Annotated in this window: 19 protein-coding genes and 1 pseudogene; 9 read left to right on the top strand and 11 right to left on the bottom strand. The window is 57.0% G+C overall.

Annotated features, from left to right (window positions below):
• Positions 1-810: a phosphodiesterase gene (locus tag AC6I6N_RS09265; RefSeq protein WP_321267616.1), complete on the top strand. Its 810-nt coding sequence runs from the start codon at positions 1-3 to the stop codon at positions 808-810.
• A 103-nt stretch (positions 811-913) separates the two neighbouring features.
• Here the strand turns inward: AC6I6N_RS09265 and AC6I6N_RS09270 are convergent, their stop codons facing one another.
• Complete coding sequence (locus AC6I6N_RS09270) at positions 914-1,162, bottom strand: TonB-dependent receptor (RefSeq protein WP_321267618.1); 249 nt, start codon at positions 1,160-1,162, stop codon at positions 914-916.
• A gap of 289 nt (positions 1,163-1,451) precedes the next feature.
• Between AC6I6N_RS09270 and AC6I6N_RS09275 the strand changes: the two genes are divergently transcribed.
• The 5 genes and pseudogenes from AC6I6N_RS09275 to AC6I6N_RS09295 all read left to right on the top strand — a co-directional run bounded on the left by AC6I6N_RS09275 (position 1,452) and on the right by AC6I6N_RS09295 (position 4,073).
• Positions 1,452-2,153 carry a TerC family protein gene (locus AC6I6N_RS09275; protein WP_108728174.1) on the top strand — a complete coding sequence of 234 codons (702 nt, stop codon included), beginning with the start codon at positions 1,452-1,454 and terminating at the stop codon, positions 2,151-2,153.
• 98 nt (positions 2,154-2,251) lie between these two features.
• Positions 2,252-2,536: pseudogene (locus tag AC6I6N_RS09280) on the top strand (peptidylprolyl isomerase); the annotation flags it as partial.
• A 360-nt stretch (positions 2,537-2,896) separates the two neighbouring features.
• A complete protein-coding gene (locus AC6I6N_RS09285; RefSeq protein ID WP_094195523.1) occupies positions 2,897-3,163 on the top strand; it encodes a hypothetical protein in 267 nt (88 codons plus the stop codon).
• A 3-nt stretch (positions 3,164-3,166) separates the two neighbouring features.
• The gene (locus AC6I6N_RS09290; RefSeq protein WP_094195524.1) at positions 3,167-3,628 is read left to right on the top strand and encodes a YaiI/YqxD family protein; all 462 of its coding nucleotides are present in this window, start codon (positions 3,167-3,169) and stop codon (positions 3,626-3,628) included.
• Positions 3,629-3,698: 70 nt separating this feature from the next.
• Positions 3,699-4,073, top strand: coding sequence for a nucleotide pyrophosphohydrolase (locus AC6I6N_RS09295; RefSeq protein WP_108728172.1), 375 nt, complete (start codon positions 3,699-3,701; stop codon positions 4,071-4,073).
• A 13-nt stretch (positions 4,074-4,086) separates the two neighbouring features.
• Here AC6I6N_RS09295 and AC6I6N_RS09300 read toward each other — a convergent pair whose 3' ends face one another.
• The 5 genes from AC6I6N_RS09300 to AC6I6N_RS09320 all read right to left on the bottom strand — a co-directional run bounded on the left by AC6I6N_RS09300 (position 4,087) and on the right by AC6I6N_RS09320 (position 9,361).
• On the bottom strand, positions 4,087-4,728 hold the full coding sequence (locus tag AC6I6N_RS09300) for an HD domain-containing protein (RefSeq protein WP_497943453.1): 642 nt from the start codon (positions 4,726-4,728) through the stop codon (positions 4,087-4,089).
• A 115-nt stretch (positions 4,729-4,843) separates the two neighbouring features.
• The gene (locus AC6I6N_RS09305; protein WP_094195527.1) at positions 4,844-5,818 is read right to left on the bottom strand and encodes a Bug family tripartite tricarboxylate transporter substrate binding protein; all 975 of its coding nucleotides are present in this window, start codon (positions 5,816-5,818) and stop codon (positions 4,844-4,846) included.
• 30 nt (positions 5,819-5,848) lie between these two features.
• Positions 5,849-7,003 carry a mandelate racemase/muconate lactonizing enzyme family protein gene (locus AC6I6N_RS09310; RefSeq protein ID WP_094195528.1) on the bottom strand — a complete coding sequence of 385 codons (1,155 nt, stop codon included), beginning with the start codon at positions 7,001-7,003 and terminating at the stop codon, positions 5,849-5,851.
• Positions 7,004-7,437: 434 nt separating this feature from the next.
• Complete coding sequence (locus AC6I6N_RS09315; RefSeq protein ID WP_026484973.1) at positions 7,438-7,818, bottom strand: RNA-binding S4 domain-containing protein; 381 nt, start codon at positions 7,816-7,818, stop codon at positions 7,438-7,440.
• A gap of 34 nt (positions 7,819-7,852) precedes the next feature.
• Positions 7,853-9,361, bottom strand: coding sequence for a DHA2 family efflux MFS transporter permease subunit (locus AC6I6N_RS09320; protein WP_094195529.1), 1,509 nt, complete (start codon positions 9,359-9,361; stop codon positions 7,853-7,855).
• A 144-nt stretch (positions 9,362-9,505) separates the two neighbouring features.
• Here AC6I6N_RS09320 and AC6I6N_RS09325 point away from each other — a divergent pair, with 144 nt between their 5' ends.
• Positions 9,506-10,114 (top strand): TetR/AcrR family transcriptional regulator, encoded by a 609-nt coding sequence (locus AC6I6N_RS09325; protein ID WP_094195530.1) that lies wholly within the window; start codon positions 9,506-9,508, stop codon positions 10,112-10,114.
• Positions 10,115-10,272: 158 nt separating this feature from the next.
• On the opposite strand, the gene AC6I6N_RS09330 is transcribed toward AC6I6N_RS09325, so the two are convergent.
• The 3 genes from AC6I6N_RS09330 to AC6I6N_RS09340 all read right to left on the bottom strand — a co-directional run bounded on the left by AC6I6N_RS09330 (position 10,273) and on the right by AC6I6N_RS09340 (position 14,022).
• The gene (locus AC6I6N_RS09330) at positions 10,273-11,586 is read right to left on the bottom strand and encodes a ferredoxin reductase family protein (protein ID WP_094195531.1); all 1,314 of its coding nucleotides are present in this window, start codon (positions 11,584-11,586) and stop codon (positions 10,273-10,275) included.
• A 252-nt stretch (positions 11,587-11,838) separates the two neighbouring features.
• Positions 11,839-13,014 carry an amidase gene (locus AC6I6N_RS09335; RefSeq protein ID WP_094195532.1) on the bottom strand — a complete coding sequence of 392 codons (1,176 nt, stop codon included), beginning with the start codon at positions 13,012-13,014 and terminating at the stop codon, positions 11,839-11,841.
• Between the two features lie 15 nt (positions 13,015-13,029).
• On the bottom strand, positions 13,030-14,022 hold the full coding sequence (locus tag AC6I6N_RS09340) for a Bug family tripartite tricarboxylate transporter substrate binding protein (RefSeq protein ID WP_094195533.1): 993 nt from the start codon (positions 14,020-14,022) through the stop codon (positions 13,030-13,032).
• A gap of 154 nt (positions 14,023-14,176) precedes the next feature.
• Between AC6I6N_RS09340 and AC6I6N_RS09345 the strand changes: the two genes are divergently transcribed.
• Entirely contained in the window at positions 14,177-15,070 is an 894-nt protein-coding gene (locus AC6I6N_RS09345; RefSeq protein WP_094195534.1) for a LysR substrate-binding domain-containing protein, read from the top strand.
• Here AC6I6N_RS09345 and AC6I6N_RS09350 read toward each other — a convergent pair.
• On the bottom strand, positions 15,062-15,916 hold the full coding sequence (locus AC6I6N_RS09350) for an AraC family transcriptional regulator (protein WP_094195535.1): 855 nt from the start codon (positions 15,914-15,916) through the stop codon (positions 15,062-15,064). The two genes, AC6I6N_RS09345 and AC6I6N_RS09350, sit on opposite strands and share 9 nt — an antisense overlap.
• A 131-nt stretch (positions 15,917-16,047) precedes the next feature.
• Here AC6I6N_RS09350 and AC6I6N_RS09355 point away from each other — a divergent pair, with 131 nt between their 5' ends.
• Positions 16,048-16,590: a carboxymuconolactone decarboxylase family protein gene (locus tag AC6I6N_RS09355; RefSeq protein WP_094195536.1), complete on the top strand. Its 543-nt coding sequence runs from the start codon at positions 16,048-16,050 to the stop codon at positions 16,588-16,590.
• A 140-nt stretch (positions 16,591-16,730) separates the two neighbouring features.
• Here the strand turns inward: AC6I6N_RS09355 and AC6I6N_RS09360 are convergent, their stop codons facing one another.
• A complete protein-coding gene (locus tag AC6I6N_RS09360; RefSeq protein ID WP_108728165.1) occupies positions 16,731-17,042 on the bottom strand; it encodes a monooxygenase in 312 nt (103 codons plus the stop codon).
• Position 17,043: the final 1 nt, after the last annotated feature.

The raw sequence follows: 17,043 nt of genomic DNA on the forward strand, positions 1-17,043 counted from the left end.
ATGAAGATCATCCAGTTTTCGGATCTGCACATTACCCCGCCCGATGGCCTGTTGTTTGGCTCGGACCCTCTGGATCGCTTGCGTCGCTGTGTGCAGCACGTGAACCGCCATCATGCTGATGCAGACTTGTGTGTGCTGACCGGTGACCTGACCCATGCCGGTCATCCACGTGCTTATGAGCGCCTGCGCGAAGGCCTGCAGGACTTGATTCCACCTGTGCGTTTGTTGATGGGCAACCACGACAGCCGCAGCGCGTTTCACAGCGTTTTTCCACAGGCCGCAACCGATTTGCCCGGCTTTGTGCAGCATGCCGACACCAGGGGGGATTGGCGTCTGATTTATCTGGATACTTTGGAAGATGGCTACACCAACGGCTATTTGTGTACACGTCGTCTGGAGTGGTTGCAGCAGGAACTGGCCGCGCATAGTGGGCCGGTGATGCTGTTTTCGCACCATCCTTTGCCGGCCCTGCAGTACCCGTCCATGGATTGGCTGCGTTTGAGCAATGCGCCGGAGCTCTTGCCTGTGTTGAAAGCGCATCCCGCACCCGTGCATTTGTTCTCCGGCCATGTGCATCGCTGCGCCAGCGGCGTGTGGAATGGGCTGCATTTTGTGACGGTCAGCGGCACCAATCACCAGCACGAGCTGGATCTGGAACGCGAAGGGGCGGCCACGTCCACGTTTGAGCCGGCCAGCTATGCGGTGATCTTACCCAATGCAGACGGCCTGACCGTGCACTTCCAGCCCTTCGGTTACGAAGAGCTGCGTTTTCCGTACACGGGCGATTTACGAGCCTTGAAGTGCCTTTGACCCCGGCTGTGCAATAACAGGGTGGCCTTGTTGAACACGACTCCCGATGCCTGGAGGCAAGCCAGAGCTCGGGAGCCGTTGTTGCTATTTGGCCCTGTGCTGCTTAGAAGGAATAACGCAGGTTCAGCATGGCATTACGCGGTGCGTCGTAATAGCCGGTGTAGAAGGTCTGATCCAGTGTGCTCAGATATTTGCGGTTGAACAGATTGTTGATGTTCAAGGTGGCTGTCAACTGCTTGCTGAAGTCGTAGCGACCAATCAGATCGACCAGAGCGTGACGCGAGCGTGCAACGTCGATCCGGAACTTGCCTCGAAAAAACGCCATGTCCGGCGAAAAGCTTTGTTGTTTCACGCAAGATCGTTATACTTGCGAACTATCAGGGGGAGTAGCTTACTTTCCGGCGCATCGTCATCACGGTAATTTGTGTTTTTCACGTATTCCCGGTGCCCGGGCAATCTCAGGGTTGCAAGCAAGACCTTGCCATTAACGGGCAAGGTGCATCCTCCACAAAGAGATGGCCTGTGTCCTTAATGGATCAGGCCATTTTTGTTTTGTACAACGCCCGTCATTTTTTCGTTGTACAGTTCTGCAAGATGGTCGTCAGCGTTCAATCAAACAATATAAAAAGGCGGTCTTACCTATGATGGAGTTTTTGCAGACGATAAGTTGGGCGGCAGTATTTCAGATCATTTTGATCGATATATTGCTGGGGGGCGATAACGCCGTGGTTATTGCATTGGCTTGCCGTAATTTGCCTGCCCAACAGCGCGTGAAAGGTATTTTGTGGGGCACAGCCGGTGCAATTGGCTTGCGTGTTGTCCTGATTGCCTTTGCCCTGACTTTGCTGGCCGTACCGTATCTGAAAGTGGTCGGTGCCTTGCTGCTGGTCTGGATCGGCGTCAAGCTCTTGATTCCTGAAGAAGATGGGCACGGCAATGTTGAGGGTGGTGCCACCTTGTGGAAAGCCATCAAGACCATCATTATTGCCGACTTTGTAATGAGTCTGGACAATGTGATCGCGATTGCGGGTGCGGCTCAAACTGCAGATCCGGATCATCAGATCGGTCTGGTTGTCTTTGGTCTGGTCGTGAGTGTGCCTATTATTATCTGGGGCAGCACCTTGGTGCTGAAACTGATCGACCGTTTCCCTATGGTTGTGACATTGGGTGCCGCTTTGCTGGGTTGGATTGCAGGTGGCATGCTGGTGACAGATGTTAAATACATCGAGTACTTCGGTGAGCCTAGCTCCACGGTCAAGTTGGCTGCGGAAGTGGCGGGTGCCTTGCTGATCGTTGTTTTGGGTCATGGCATTGCTGCGGCCAAGCGCAAGAAAGCTGCCTAAGCCTGAAATTGAAACAGCAGGTGTAGAACCAGGGCCGGGGGCTTCGCTTCCGGCATGGTTCTGGGTTAAGCTCAAACGATTTTCTAAAAAAGGAGTACACCATGGCACAAGCCTCCGCACGCCACATTCTGGTCAGCACCGAAGAGAAAGCGAACGAATTGAAAACCGCTATCGAAGGTGGTTCTGACTTTGCTCAGGTGGCCAAGGAAAATTCCAGCTGCCCATCGGCCCGCATGGGCGGCGAGCTGGGAACATTTGGCCGTGGCCAAATGGTGCCCGAGTTCGATCAGGTTGTGTTCAGCGCCCCCGTTGGCGTTGTACAAGGCCCCGTCAAGACTCAGTTCGGCTACCACCTGGTAGAAGTGACTGCACGTCAGGACTGATACGATCAGGCCAATAAAAACCCGCCTCGGCGGGTTTTTTTGTGCATGCTGGGCTCTGGTAACTGGTGGCTATTGATTAGGAGCCGGACTTGGCGGTTTCTGAGGCTGACGGGCCAGACAAGCATTGAGTAGCCCTTAAAACTGACGTGACACCCGATAAAGAGGCTGCTTTTTTGTCTCTTTCCTGGTGAAACAGGCCTGCTTATGAAAGCTAATACGTTGATTATCAGGGCGTATACATAAAAAACCTGGACATTTTCCCGCAAGCTGCGCAGTATGCCAGCCATACAGGCTAACGGTCTTGTTGCCGTATTGTTCGCTTACCTTGAGCGAATCAGCCCATTCTTTTAAAGAAAACCCATGAAACGCACCGATATGGAAAAACTCAGCGCCGTCAAACTGCTGAGTAATGTAAAAAAAGCGGGTACGCCACAACGCTTTGCAGGTGATTCTGCGGCAACTGATCGGCGCGAACAGCGTCGCCTGGATCAGGCTGCTGGTTTGGTGTCTTTTCCCGTGAAGCTGACTCAACCTGTTATTGATGCCGTGCGGGCTCGTGCTGCCGAGCAAGGCGTATCGACCCATGAAGTGATTGATCGCCTGCTGGCCCAAGCCCTGGACCTGTAATCCATGCAGATTTGGGTCGATGCCGATGCCTGTCCGGTGGTTATCAAAGAAATTCTTTACCGTGCCGGGCAACGTTGGAGCCGCCACGTGATCTTGGTGGCCAACCAGATGTTACGTACCCCGCCGTCGCCCTGGCTGCGGGCGGTGCAGGTGGCACGGGGCTTTGACGTGGCAGACGATTACATCGTCCAGCATGCCAGCGTCGGAGACCTGGTGATTACTGCCGACATTCCCCTGGCCGCACAGGTATTGGAGCGCAAAGCTCTGGTCCTAACCCCCAGGGGGGAACGTCTGGATGCCAACAGCATCGGCGAGCGGCTGGCCATGCGCGACATGATGGAAGAACTGCGCAGCACCGGCGTGGATATCGGAGGCCCGGCCCCCTTTAGCCAGGCTGACCGGCGCGAGTTTGCCAATGCACTGGACCGCCTGATGATGAGCCTGAAAGCGGCGGCGAGATCGTAAACAGACTTGCCATCCCCCGGCCCTTGTGTGAGTCTGTCGCTGGATTGAGATTTTTTAAGTGACGTACCGAATGACAGACTCAAAACGCCCCCTGATGACTTTGACTGGCCTGAACGAGGCCGTTGCCCAGTTTGCGCGTGAGCGTGAGTGGGACCAATTCCATAGCCCCAAAAATCTGGCCATGGCCCTGACCAACGAAGTGGGCGAATTGATTGAAATCTTCCAATGGCTGACAGAAGACCAGTCCCGCGAGGTTGGTAACGATCCGAAAACCGCCCAAGCCGTGCGCGATGAGCTGGCTGACGTGCAGATCTACCTGAGCCGTCTGGCCTTCGTTCTGGGGGTGGATATGAATGAGGCTGTCACCAACAAGCTGGTGAAAAACGCCCAGAAATACCCCGCCGATAAGGTGCGGGGGACGAACAAGAAATATACGGAGTTGTGAAAGAAGCTAGGGCTTACAGCTCCCTCAGCATTTCCTCTACAAACCGCTCCATTCGTTCATGTCGCTCACGCGCGATTTCCTGGCCGCGCTTTGTCTGAAACCCCTCGGCCAGTTTGAGTAACTTGGCCGGGAAGTGATCCAGCGCGTAGCGCTTGTCATCTAGAGGGCGATGTTCTGCTTGTGGATCTTCCGGCTCATACAAGCTGGATCCCATTCGTCCCGCTGTGTAGAAGCAGCGAGCTATCCCTAAAGCACCAATGGCATCCAGGCGGTCTGCGTCCTGCAAGATGCGGGCTTCCAGGCTGGCTGGCGCTATGTTCGCTGAAAAACTGTGGCTTTGGATCGCTTGACCGACGGCTTCACAGTCTTGCTGGGACCAGCCCATCGCCCCCAGAATATGCTGCGCTTGTTCGGCCGACAGGGTGGATGCACGAGAGCGCAAAGGCGAGCTTTTCTCCACTGCAACGCAATCGTGCAGCACCGTTGCGGCCAGCAAAATCCGCAGATCCCCACCTTCTTTTTCCTGAATCGCACAGACGTTCTTCCAGACCCGTTGCAAGTGCGATTGGTCGTGAGAGCCGTCGTTGTGACTGGTGCTGCTGTGGGGTAAGAGTTGGGCGGCAAGCCCTTCAAAGGGGTGGAACAGGCTGGACATGGCTAGGGTTCGCTGTAGATGGTGCCACAGCATAACGCGAAGTAGGAGGGGCAGGACAGGCTCAAGAAAAAGGGCCGCCAGTGGCAGCCCTTAAGGCGAATTGACGCTTGTAGAGTTAGAAGTTGCTCAGCCCCAGATCACTGACCGAGTCGGCCCAATAGTTCAACTGCTGATCCACATACACGGTGAATTCGGCTGGGCTATTGGTGACCAGAGTTGCTCCGTTCCCCTCCCAGATTTCCTTGATCTTGTCGGTATTCAAGGCACGGTGGATGCTGTCTGCCACGCTTTGTACGGTGGTGTCCGGCACGTCCCCTTGCATGAAAATTCCGTACCAGGTCTGGGCGCTGATTTCATCCATGCCCAGCTCCTTCAGGGTCGGCACATCCGGCAGGGCAGGAGCACGTTCGGGGCTGGAAACCGCCAAGGCGCGCAAGCGGCCATTGCGTATCTGCGCCACCGCAGATGGCATGGTCTCGAACATAAAGTCCACCTGATCGCCACTGATCAGCGCCATGACTGCCGGACCGCTGCCTTTGTAATGCACGGCGGTCATGGTGGTGCCGGATCTCTTTTCCAGCTTGCCCGCCATCAGATGCAGCATGGTGGCCACGCCGCTGGTGCCATAGTTCACGCCAGCCCCTTGTTTGGCGGCGGCCAGCAGGTCGTCTACGCTGTGATGGGGTGAATTGGCGTTCACCACCAGCACATTGGGCATGGCGGCAATCAGGGTGACGGCTTTCAGGTCTTTGCGGGTGTCGTAGGGAAAGTTTTTCAACACGGCAGGTGCAATCATGTGATGCACGGCACCAAACAAAAGCTGATTGTCTGCGGGGCTGGAGTTGGCCACCATGCTGGCACCCAGCACGCCGCCTACGCCTCCTTTATTTTCCACAACAACGGTTTGACCAATTTCATTGCCCAAGGCTTCGGCGAGCGGCCGGGCCAGGGTATCGCCCGAACCGCCTGCGGCAGAGGGGACGATCAGCCGCACCGGGCGCTCGGCCCAGGCGGGGGGCGCTGCCCAGCTTTGGGGCGCGGCAGCAAAGATAAAACTGAGGGCAAGTACAACACGGGACCAGGGTTTCATGTTTTTTTACCTCCTCGGTAGTTGTTGGTTTCAGCCTTTGCCAGAGCCCAGGCTGCCGGGGTTGCTGCGCAGCTTGTCGATTTGATCGTGTCGTGGTGTCAGCCCCAGGCCGGGGGCGTCAGGCATGCGCAGCCAGCCTTGTTCGGGCTGGGGCAGGCCGGTGTAGATCTCGGCCATCATGGCGCTGGCGGCCAGGTGCCATTCCACATCGCCGCCATTTAACAGGCCGCAGTGCAGGTGACCGTTGTGGGAGGGGAAAGCCCCGCCATTGGCGACCGAAGCGTTGAAGCTCTCTGCCAGGGCGAAGATCTTGCGGGACTGGGTGAAGCCGCCGGAAATCAGCACGTTGGGTTGCAGAATGTCCACGGCTTGCTGCATCAGCAGATCACGGAAGCGATAGGACTGGCCTTCGTTCTGGCCAGCGGCAATGGTGATGCCTGTGCTTTGGCGCAGTTCACGCAGGCGGCCCGTGTCGTTCTGGGTAATGGGTTCCTCAAAAAAACCGACGTCCAGATCGCGGGCATGACGGGCGATGGCTTTGGCATGCACATAGTCCAGGCTGCAGTTGCCGTCGATGTATAGCGACATGTCGGCGGGAATGGCCTCGCGTACCAGGCTCATGCGGCGCATGTCCTGGCGGATCAGGTCGGCCAGCGGGCGCGGTTCGTCGCGACGTTGCAGACCGTGATGGCCCACCACCATTTTCAGGCCTTTGAAGCCTTGATCCACGCAGTCGCGAGCGACTTTGACCAACTCTTCTTCACCCAGAAAGGCAAAGCCGAACGTCGCGTAGGCAGGCACTTTTTCACGGGCACCGCCCAGTAGTTTCCATACCGGCAGACCCAGGGCTTTGCCCTTGATGTCCCATAAAGCGATGTCCAGTGCCGAGATGGCGTGCATGGCATAACCTGTCTGGCCCCGAGGGCACACGTTCCAGTACATGCGATCCCATAGGCGCTCGGTGTTCAAGGGGTCTTGCCCGATCAGGTCGCTGGCCAGAATATCGTTGATGGTGCTGGCAACGGGGTGCTCCTCGGTAATGGCACTCAGTCCATAGCCGGTGATGCCTTCATCGGTCTCGATTTCGACATGACAGATGGCTAGATTCGTGGGTTTTTTGATGCCCGCGCTATCGAACTGAAAAGGCACGTTCAAGGGAATGGCGCGTACGGCCGTGATCTTCATTTTCCTGTCTCCTCACACTTTTTTGAATGCGTTTGCATGTAATTGTTTTAGATTTATAGCTTTTTGTCGCAAGCGCAATCAATGGTGTAAACCCTTGATTTAATTGATATATATACTCGTAATCTGATATATCAAAAACGAATTTCTGGAGTGCGTGGCTAGCTTCTCGGGGGAGGGCTTGCAGGATAAGAAAATCTTTTGGAGGACGGAAAGCAGACGCTTTGTACGCTGTTTAGCAGCAGCACAGGGGCTTGTTGAGTAGGTCGGAAGACCAGCGGGGAAAAGGCAAACAGTGGTTGGTTTTACTTCCTGTCTAGATCGTTGTGAAACGCGGTTGATAGACGCGCCAAAAGAGCGGTTCACAAAAAAGCCCTGCCAAGCAGGACAGCGTGGCAGGGCTTTTTCAGTCGTGCGAAGTATGCGCAGCGAGCGGTCTATTTACCTCGCAGCAACTGCATTTGACGACGATCTTTTTTGGTCGGACGCCCCGCATCAAAATCCAGTGCAGGCTCGGGGGCCAGACGGCGTTGTTCGGCGGCCTGGGCGCGCCGTGTGCTGCTTTCTTCCGTTTCCTGATACAACTGGCGCGCAACCGGGGCTGGGCCACGCACGCCGCTCAATGCGGTGACGTGAACTTCCATGGCCGGTGTTTCTTTGCGCAGGGTAATCACATCACCAATGGAGACTTCGCGGGCAGGCTTGGTGCTTTGCTGATTCAGCAAAACCCGTCCTTTGGTGATCTCCTCAGAAGCCAGGCTGCGCGTCTTGTAAAAGCGCGCTGCCCAGAGCCATTTATCCAGTCGTAATTTGTCCATGCGTTATTGTAAATCCAGTCTGTCATAGCTGGGCTTAATGCAGTTCCACCGCAGCGGCAGGCGCTGCCTGCACACGAGGCAAACGCAGACGCAGCAGCAGAACCAGACTGAAGACGGCCAGCAATCCGGCCCAGAACATGACGCGGTGGAAGCCGTCCGCCCAGGCGTGCTGGATGGCGTGCATCCAGAACACGGGATCGGCCGAGGCAGGCAGATTTACCTGACCGGAGCTAATGATGTGCTGAGCCTGCTCCAGCAGGGGATTGACCGGATCAAGGCGGCTGGACAAAGAGCTGACGGCGCCCTGGCTCATCAAGGACGCCAGCAAGGCAACGCCCAAGGTCATGCCGGTTTGGCGGATGGCGTTGGTAGTGGCCGATGCCATGCCGGAACGCTCACGCGGCACCAGATTCATGACCAAGGTACTGCATGCCGGAACAGACAAGCCCATGCCTATGCCCAGTACGGCCAAAGCGACACCCGCCATCCAGTAGGAAGTGCCAGGTTGCAACAACATCATGAACCAGGAACCGGCTGCCATCAGGCCAAAACCCGTAGTCAGGATCAGCTTCAAGCCAAAGCGTTGGCTTAAGGCACCGAAACGGGAGGCCAGCACGGCCATGCTGATGAACTGCGGGGCCAGCCCCCAGCCGGTTTGGGTTGCGCTCCAGCCTAAGGCGTTCTGGAAGAACAGAGACAGGAAAAACACATTGCTGTAGGCGGCAAAACCCAGCACAAAGGAGGCGATATTAGCGGTGCTGAAGCGGTAGTCCCGAAACAGGCTTAACGGCAGCAAGGGGCGGGCGACGCGGGTTTGGGCATAGATAAACGCCACGAAAGTGACCGCGGCCACGCCCAGGGAGCGTAGCGTCTCGGTGGCGTGCCAGCCTTGTTCACCCGCGCTGATCAGGCCGTAGGTCAGGGAACCGAGCCAGATAACGCTCAGCAACTGGCCGATCGGGTCGAAGGCCGCGTGTTCGGGGTTGGCCGATTCCTGAATGCCCCACATGCCCAAGCCCAAGGTCAGCAGACCCAATGGCAGGTTCAGGCTGAAGATCGCAGGCCAGTCGGCCACATCAACCAGCACACCGCCCAGAATCGGGCCCAGCACCAGGGCCAGCCCGCTGAAGGAGGACCAGCCGCCAATCACCCGGGCACGCTGGGCCGTGTCCGGAAAGGCGTGTGTCAGGATGGACAAGGCACCGGGAATAAGCAAAGCCCCCGCCATGCCTTGCACGATGCGGCCCCAAAGCAGGGCGCTCAATGAACCGGCCAAGGCGCACATCATGGAGCCGACGGTGAAGGCCAGCACGCCCAGCAGCCAGCTTTTCTTGCGTCCGTAGCGATCCCCCAGCAGGCCGGCGGACAGCATGAAGGCGGACAGACACAGCGCATACGCATCCACAATCCACTGCAGCCCGGCCATATCGGTTTGCAGGGCTTGCTGCATGCGGGGCAAGGCAAGATTGACGATGCTGATGTCCAGGGTAACCATGAAGGTCCCCAGGTAAATGGCGATGGTTAGAGCAAGTCGGCGAGTCATAAGATTTGATAAATGAGAATTATTATCGACGACTATAAAATATTGACTGACTGTCAGTCAATGAAAAATAAACAGGCTGGCTAAAATAACGCGGTAAGCTCCGACCAAGCACATTGTCGGGTTTTTTCTGATACCTTGACGCCCATGACCGCCGCTAAAACACCTCGTACCCAACCCTCTGAAGTTCGTCGCCGAGATTTATTGGAGGCGGCCGCCGCCTTGTTTCTGCAACAGGGGTTTGATGCCACGCCAGTCGATGAAATTGTGTTGCGGGCCGGCATGTCCAAGGGCTTGTTCTATCACTATTTCAGTTCCAAACAGGAGATCCTGGCCGCCTTGCGCGAGCAGTTCATCCAGCAGTTTCATGACCGGGTGCAAGGGGCGTTGGAGCAGGCCCCGGAAGATGATTGGGTGCAGCGTCTGACCTGTTGGATTCGGGCCTCGGTACAGGGGTATAGAGACACGCTGGACATGCATGATTTGGTGTTTTCAGACCATATACGCAGCAATTACCAGGGTGAGCGCAACGTGGTGACCGAGCCACTGCACCGGATCCTGAGCGAAGGGCAAAACGCCGGAGTCTGGTCTGTGGCGGATGTGGATTTGACCGCCTGGGTGATCTACCAGGGCATGCACGGCGCAGTCGATAATATGGGTCTGGAAACCGCTGAGCAGTGGGCAGCCCTGGAAGACAATCTGGTGACTCTTTTTGTGTCCATGCTTGGGGCGAAGCTCCCTCACCCGTATAAATAGCGTGGTAGAGCGGTGCTGTGTGTTTACGCGGCATTCAGAAAAGCTGAACCAGAACCGGTAGCGGTCTCAGAGCGGTGTTTCCTGGATGCAGACAGTCATCAACAGAACTGGCCCTGCTCCTTAATCGAAGCAGGGCCAGTTTTTGGATCAGCAAAGACTTAGCGGAACTGGAAGTGTTCTTTGTGCAAAGTCCAGGATTTCGCCGGTAAGGTCTGCTTGAGTTCGCGCTTCAATTGCCTGCCCATGGCCGCCGGCCCACAGAACCAGATATGCATGGGCTTGTCGGCGTGATAGTGTTGCATGACCTCTTTGGGTGACCAACGACGGCCATCGGCATAAATTTCAAGATCCACATCCGGGTGTTCCTTGGCGGCTTTGCTCAACGCTTGCGCCAGCGGATCATAGCCATGCTGACAGGCATATTGCAGATAGGCGTAGGGAGCATGACCTTCTTTGTGCTCCTGGCTTAACCAGGACAGAAAGGGCGTGGCGCCCACACCGGCACCGACCCAGATATAGATACCGTTGTCGTCACGTTCCGGCTGAGTAAAGCGGCCATAGGGGCCGTCGAGCTCAATGTTTTGGCCGATATGCAAACGCTCGGGCAATTCGCGTGTCCAGTCGCCCAGTTGCTTGATATGAAAGCGCACAATCTGGTTGTCCTGATCGGCATCGGACAAGGTGAATGGATGGGCTTCAGATTCCCCCTTCAAGCGTAGAAAGGCGAACTGTCCGGCCTGGTGTCCAGGCCAGGACTGGTCCATGCGGCATTGCACCTCCAGCACATCGCCTTGTGACGTACAGGAGATGACGGTGCCTGTGTGTGGATAGGCCGAACTCAGGTTGCGTAGCAGTTGGATGCCGGCTGCTACCGTCCCGATCACCATGGTGATGGCCAGTGCCCAGCCGCCTATGCCGCTCCAGTAGGCAGGGGGTGTCAGCACCACACCATGAAAGATCAGGATCAGATAGGCCACGGGCATCAGGCGGTGCAGGCTGTACCATTTCTTATAGGAAATCGTACGGCGCGCCAGCGTGATGATCAGCATCAGAATCAGCGCGTAAAACGTCCATTCGCCCAGTGATTTGGCATAAGGTTTGAACAGGCTGACCCATTCAGGAACAGGAGTTTTGGCCAGCCGGCCGCCCGTGCCAATCGCCGCAGAAATCAGACCTTTGGATTCCTTGCTGAGCCAATGGGCCAGGCTGAACAAAATGGCGATGATGCCCAGCCACTTATGCAGTCTGTAGGCTTTGTCCATGCCCCCTAGCCAAGGCTCCAGACGGCGGGGGCGCAGGGCCAGGACCATAATGGCCGTCATGGTGCCCAAGGCCAGAATGCCGGTCAGCAGCATGCCTTCTTGTCGGACTACCCACAGCGTATCGCCAGGCGGCGAAGGGGCAAGCCACAGGGCTTCAACAGCCCAGATCAAAAAGAAGGCAGAGAGCAGCAATAAGAGAGGGCGACGCATGGCCTGTTCCGAATTGTTTGAAAGAACTGGGCGCTGCGTGGTCGTGATGTGAAGAACGTACTGACGCAGCGCACTGAAAACACTTCATTCAGGGTAATACGTTGCCTAGTCGTTTGTGGAGCCTGTATTCAAGGGCCAGTTGAGAAAGCTCAAAACACCTCTAAATAGTTGTTATTTAAAATATTTGTTAATGATTCTGGTTGCTGTTTACTCTGTTTCCGCGTGTTGCAGAGTAAGTGGCTCGATTGCTTTTCAGACTTGTTTGACGGAGCACAGCAGTGAGGCAAGGTCTAGCAATGCCCCATCTTGATGAGTTTGTCCGATCAGTTGCAAACCCAAAGGCAGCGGGCTGTCTTGTCCCGGTGCGGGCAGGCTCAAGGTAGGCCAGCCCAGCAAGGACCAGGGGCGGTTCAGAACTGAAGAACCGGTACTGTCCAGCCCATAGGGCGCAGGCCCAGGAGCAGCCGGGGTCAATAAGGCATCAAAATGCCCATAGCGATCCTGCCATTCCTGTTGCAGTTGACGGCGGCGCGCTTGCCAGGCGTGGTAGTCCGCCGGGGGCAGATCCAGGCCCTGCTTGATGGCTTGCACCGTAACGGGCCGCAAGGCATCCGGGCTGGCTTGCCAGACGGGCAGCAGGCTGCGGGCCATTTCATACGCCATGATCTGTCCTTGCAGGATCAGCAGTTCTTTCAGTTGCGCATCTGCAAGCAGACGTTCCAGTCGGGCGCCTTGTTGCTCCAGGTGCTGGCAGCCCTGTTCCAAGGCGGCCAGCGCAGCGGGGGTAATCGGGCCCAGGTCTTTGCCATCGAGCACGCCGATACGTGGCGCGCTGGGGACTCGACTATCCGGTAACCCTTGCAAGACCGAGGCGACACGGCGCAGCACAGGCAAGTCCCGGCTGAAGTAGCCAATGGTGTCCAGGCTGTCGCACAACAAGAACAGACCGCTGCGATGCACCGCACCAAAGCTGGGTTTGAAACCCAGGATGCCGGTAAACGCAGCGGGGCGCATCATGGAGCCTCCCGTTTGGGTGCCCAATGCAAAATCCACCATACCGGCCGCTACGGCTGCTGCTGAACCACTGGAAGAACCGCCAGGCGTGTGGTCCAGGTTCAGCGGGTTACGGGTGGGGCCGGGGGCGGCGTAAGCAAATTCGGCGGTTACGGTTTTGCCCATGGCAATGGCGCCGGCCTGGCGCAACAAGGCGACGCAAGCTGCATCGCGCTCTGCGGGCAAGGCATGGGGGAAATGTGCACCATAACGTGTCGGCATGCCTTGGACATCCAACACGTCTTTTACGCCGAAAGTCAGGCCGGCCAAGGGGCCGTCGGGGGCAGTGCTGATACAGGTGGCCGGATCAGCCAGCCAGGACCAGGCCTGGATGGACTGGTCCTGCAAAGCGAGAGAGGAAGGGGGGGCAGTCATAAGGGAGAAGCAGGGTTACTGGATCGAGATGTTCTGATCCTTGATCAGTGCAGTCCAGCGTTTGGTTTCTTCTTTCACAAAAGCGGTGAATTCTTCAGGCGTGCCACCTACGACTTGCGCACCTTGGGACTCCACAATCTGACGATAGTCTGGATCTTTCAGGGCGTCATTGACAGCAGTGTTCAGTTTTTCCAGCACATCAGCGGGCAACCCTGCGGGAGCAATCACGCCAAACCAGTTCGAGGCCACCAGGTCCACCCCTTGTTCTTTGAAGGTGGGGGTGTCCGGCATGGCTTTCAGACGCTCTTGCGAGGTCACGCCCAGCACGCGCAGGCGCGGGTTGTCGATTTGCATGTGGGGCAGGAACAAGCTGGCCAGCTCCAGATAGAAGGAAATATTACCGGCCAGTAGATCGTTCGATGCGGGAGCACCACCACGGTAAGGCACGTGTACGGCATCAAAGCCGGAGGTGGCCTTGAATTGTTCAGTTAGCAAGTGCGATGCACCGCCTGCGCCGGTCGAGGCGTAGTCCAGTTTGTTGGGGTTTTGCTTGCCGTCGGCCACCAGATCGGCCAAGGACTGGTAGGGCGAGCTGCTGTTCACACCCAGCGCCATGGCACCGCGCTCGATCAGGGCGATGGGTTGCAAATCCTGTTCAGGATCGAAGGGCAGGTTGCTGCCGTACAGTGCCTTGTTCACCGACATGGGGCCAAAGTTGCCCAGACCGATGGTGTAGCCGTTGGGCTTGGCGCGGGCAATCATGCTGGTGCCGATATTGCCGCTGGCTCCGGGCTTGTTTTCCACCACAATCGTCACCCCCAGGCTGTCGCTCATTTTTTGAGCCAGCATGCGCGAACGGGTGTCCGAGCTGCCACCTGCAGCGTAAGGCACCACAAAGGTAATGGCTTGCGACGGGTAAGGCGCGTCGGCCATGGCCGAACCGGAACCCAACAACGTCAGTGTGAGCAGGCCACTCAATAAGGGGGCGCGATGCTTGAATACAGTCATGTTCATCTCCTGCGTTGGGCCAATATTCGCAGTGACGTGCAGTATGGCCCTGTTTTTGATAAGTGTCAGGATGGATGGTAGTAAGCGCTAATTATGTTGTCTAATATTAAAAATAGTCATTATTAATTCATTTTTAAACCTGATTGGCGGGCATATGCTGGACTCCAAATTAAGCGAGATGTTCTTGGTGGTGGCCGAAGAGCTACATTTTGGCCGTGCTGCTCAGCGTTTGTTCATGACCCAACCGCCCTTGAGTCAGGCCATACGCAGGCTGGAAGAACAGATAGGGGCGACCTTGTTTATCCGCACCACGCGCACGGTGCAATTGACGGCGGCCGGACAGGAGTTGCTGCGCCGCCTGCGCCTGATCGGCAACGAGCTGGAGCAGACGCTGCAGGCGGTACAGCAAGTGCATAGAGGCGAAACCGGCATGTTGCGTATTGCACTGACGCCCAGCAGTGCCTATGCCGGCGTGTCCAAGCATCTGTATCGCTTTCGCCAGGACTTCCCCCAAGTAGATATTCAGATCTACGAGATGAATTCCAGCGAGATGCCCGCTGCCCTGTACGAGCGCCGGGTGGATGTGGCCATGATCCGGCCTTCCTTTGCTGTGCCGGACTTGAACCCGCAGTTGGTGGAGTCCGAACCCATGATGTTTGTGCTCAGGCGTGATGATCCACGTGCCCAGGAACATAGCCAGGGACTGACCTTGCATCAGGCTTTTTCTTATGAAATGGTGACGTACTCACGCCAGCAGTCGCGTTATTTTCATCTGCTGCAGCAGCGCATGTTGCAGCGCTCGGGCTGCTTGCCGCGCTTTGCGCAGGAAAGCATGGTGCCTACGGTGCTGGTCATGGTCGAAGCGGGTATTGCTCCAGCGATTGTGCCCGCGTCCTTGGCGCGCTTGCGTACCGATACCTTGGAGTATCTGCCTTTGCTGGACGCAGACGATATTACGGCCGAGCTAATGAGTGCTTATGTCTCGGACAATACCAACCCGGCTTTGGTGAATTTTCTGGCGGTGCTGGAGCAGCATCGCTCAAGCTGATTGACGGGCAGCCAGCCATTGCCGCATGGATTGGCCCGTGCGCTGCCGAAACAGACGGGATAGGGCAGAGGGATTGGCATAGCCTAGATCCAGGGCAATGCGTTTGGCAGACTGGCCCTGGGCCAGCCGCTGACAGGCAAGCGACAGGCGCCATTGGGCCAGATAGTCGGCTGGCGTATCGCCGACCCAATGCTTGAACTGCACGGCAAATGCGCTGCGTGACATCTTGGCTTCCTGTGCCAACGATTGCACGGTCCAGTCCCGGCCCGGATCGGCCTGAATGGCCAGCAAAGCTCGCGCCACAGGCGGGTGCGACAAGCCGCGAAACAAACCTACGGGAATCTCGCAACGATCAGGATGGTCAAACAGCCAACGCAGCAATTGCAACAAGACAATCTCGAACAGACGGTCCGCCAACAGCCGATGGCCGCAGCGTACCGACTCCGTTTCCGCAAAGAGCAGGTCCAGTGCCTGCTCCAGACCAGCGGCCTCTTCCAGCGGGACAATAATCAGATCGGGCAGAGAGCGGGCCAAGGGGTGATGCTCTCCCCCGTCAAAATCCAGGGTGGCGCAGGTGAAGTCCGAGCCCTCCTCAGGTAGATCGTAAAAGGCATGCTCCAGCGGGCGAGGATAAAACAACAGGCTGGGGCGATCAATCGTCATGATTTCCGGCACCGGATCACGCGGGTCGTGGCGCACGCTTAACTGACCGCGTCGCAGAATGTGCAAAAAGGCACGCCCTGGTTGGGCCGAGAAGCGGGTTACCCCACATAAAGAGCCGTTGTAGAACAAATGGGCGCGAACGCGGAACTGTTCCAGCAGAAGGGAGAGGCGATCCAGGTTCATGAAACCATCCTTGTCTGGATGAAAAGGTAAGTTGTCGAGACTAATCTTATCCAATGATCCTGCTCTTGGCGAGACACTATGTCTACTCGCTTCTTTTTGGCCACCTTGGCCGTCCTCACCAGGAGATCACCATGTCCCGCCTTACTTTGCCCGACGTTGCCCAAGCTCCCGCTGCCAGCCAGCCCGCTTTGCAGGAAATTCAAAAAGCGTTTGGTGGCAGCGTGCCCGCCATGTTCCGTATGGTGTCCAATTCGCCCGCCGCCTTGCGCAGCATGTGGGGCTCCTTCGGCGCTTTTGCCGGTGGCCAACTGGGTGCGAAATTAGGTGAGCAATTGGCCGTAGCCATTGCTGATCGCAATCGTTGCGAATACTGCCTGGCCGCCCACAACGTGCTCGGTGCCAATGCCGGCTTGAGCCCGGAGACGCTGGCCCAGGCCCAGCGTGGTCAGTCCGATGATCCACGTACCGCAGCGGCCTTGAAGTTTGTGCTCAAGCTGGTGGATCAGCGTGGGCAAGTGTCGGCTGCCGATGTGCAAGCCGTGCGCGATGCCGGTTTTTCTGAAGGTGAAGTGGTGGAACTGGTCGGTGTGACCGCCTTGAACCTGTTCACCAACTACATCAATAACGCGCTGGAAGTCCCGGTTGATTTCAAGGCTGTTGAACTGACTGCGTAAGCACGCTGTGTGATGGCCCGCCCGCGTATTGGCAGGCGGGCCTTTTCCGTCGCCGGGCCGTCCCCAAGACAACCCCCCCTCGGGGGGCAGCAAGCCGAAGGCGCAGCGTGGGGGCCTTTTCTACGTTTGCAGGCCGTGTTTTACTTGGCCGACAAGGGGCCAGAATTAATGTCTGTCAGTGGCTGGTTCACATCAAAGAAGCGTGCATCAATGTCGGTGATGCCAAAGCTATTGAGCCGCTTGCTGTGCATGTCCAGATACGCCTGCGCGCTGGACTTGTCCTTGAACAGATAGACCCCGCCTGCTTTGGATTGTTCCTTGTTTTCTGTCCAGATTTTCCAAATCAGACCCGGTTCCAGGCTGATTGATTGCGCCAGTTCTTGCATGGCGTCGCTCATCTCTGACCCCCACGGGCCTGGGTAAGGAAAATCAACATACAGCAAGGTACTCATG

The sequence above is a fragment of the Alcaligenes sp. LTN-3 genome (assembly GCF_059735605.1).

What these genes read in the sequence shown, in the direction of transcription:
- AC6I6N_RS09305 (WP_094195527.1), bottom strand. Translation starts at nt 5,818, where the DNA reads ATGAAACCCTGGTCCCGTGTTGTACTTGCCCTCAGTTTTATCTTTGCT.
- AC6I6N_RS09275 (WP_108728174.1), top strand. Translation starts at nt 1,452, where the DNA reads ATGATGGAGTTTTTGCAGACGATAAGTTGGGCGGCAGTATTTCAGATC.
- AC6I6N_RS09310 (WP_094195528.1), bottom strand. Translation starts at nt 7,003, where the DNA reads ATGAAGATCACGGCCGTACGCGCCATTCCCTTGAACGTGCCTTTTCAG.
- AC6I6N_RS09290 (WP_094195524.1), top strand. Translation starts at nt 3,167, where the DNA reads ATGCAGATTTGGGTCGATGCCGATGCCTGTCCGGTGGTTATCAAAGAA.
- AC6I6N_RS09265 (WP_321267616.1), top strand. Translation starts at nt 1, where the DNA reads ATGAAGATCATCCAGTTTTCGGATCTGCACATTACCCCGCCCGATGGC.
- AC6I6N_RS09335 (WP_094195532.1), bottom strand. Translation starts at nt 13,014, where the DNA reads ATGACTGCCCCCCCTTCCTCTCTCGCTTTGCAGGACCAGTCCATCCAG.
- AC6I6N_RS09325 (WP_094195530.1), top strand. Translation starts at nt 9,506, where the DNA reads ATGACCGCCGCTAAAACACCTCGTACCCAACCCTCTGAAGTTCGTCGC.
- AC6I6N_RS09300 (WP_497943453.1), bottom strand. Translation starts at nt 4,728, where the DNA reads ATGTCCAGCCTGTTCCACCCCTTTGAAGGGCTTGCCGCCCAACTCTTA.
- AC6I6N_RS09330 (WP_094195531.1), bottom strand. Translation starts at nt 11,586, where the DNA reads ATGCGTCGCCCTCTCTTATTGCTGCTCTCTGCCTTCTTTTTGATCTGG.
- AC6I6N_RS09285 (WP_094195523.1), top strand. Translation starts at nt 2,897, where the DNA reads ATGAAACGCACCGATATGGAAAAACTCAGCGCCGTCAAACTGCTGAGT.
- AC6I6N_RS09355 (WP_094195536.1), top strand. Translation starts at nt 16,048, where the DNA reads ATGTCCCGCCTTACTTTGCCCGACGTTGCCCAAGCTCCCGCTGCCAGC.
- AC6I6N_RS09345 (WP_094195534.1), top strand. Translation starts at nt 14,177, where the DNA reads ATGCTGGACTCCAAATTAAGCGAGATGTTCTTGGTGGTGGCCGAAGAG.
- AC6I6N_RS09315 (WP_026484973.1), bottom strand. Translation starts at nt 7,818, where the DNA reads ATGGACAAATTACGACTGGATAAATGGCTCTGGGCAGCGCGCTTTTAC.
- AC6I6N_RS09320 (WP_094195529.1), bottom strand. Translation starts at nt 9,361, where the DNA reads ATGACTCGCCGACTTGCTCTAACCATCGCCATTTACCTGGGGACCTTC.
- AC6I6N_RS09360 (WP_108728165.1), bottom strand. Translation starts at nt 17,042, where the DNA reads ATGAGTACCTTGCTGTATGTTGATTTTCCTTACCCAGGCCCGTGGGGG.
- AC6I6N_RS09350 (WP_094195535.1), bottom strand. Translation starts at nt 15,916, where the DNA reads ATGAACCTGGATCGCCTCTCCCTTCTGCTGGAACAGTTCCGCGTTCGC.
- AC6I6N_RS09340 (WP_094195533.1), bottom strand. Translation starts at nt 14,022, where the DNA reads ATGACTGTATTCAAGCATCGCGCCCCCTTATTGAGTGGCCTGCTCACA.
- AC6I6N_RS09295 (WP_108728172.1), top strand. Translation starts at nt 3,699, where the DNA reads ATGACAGACTCAAAACGCCCCCTGATGACTTTGACTGGCCTGAACGAG.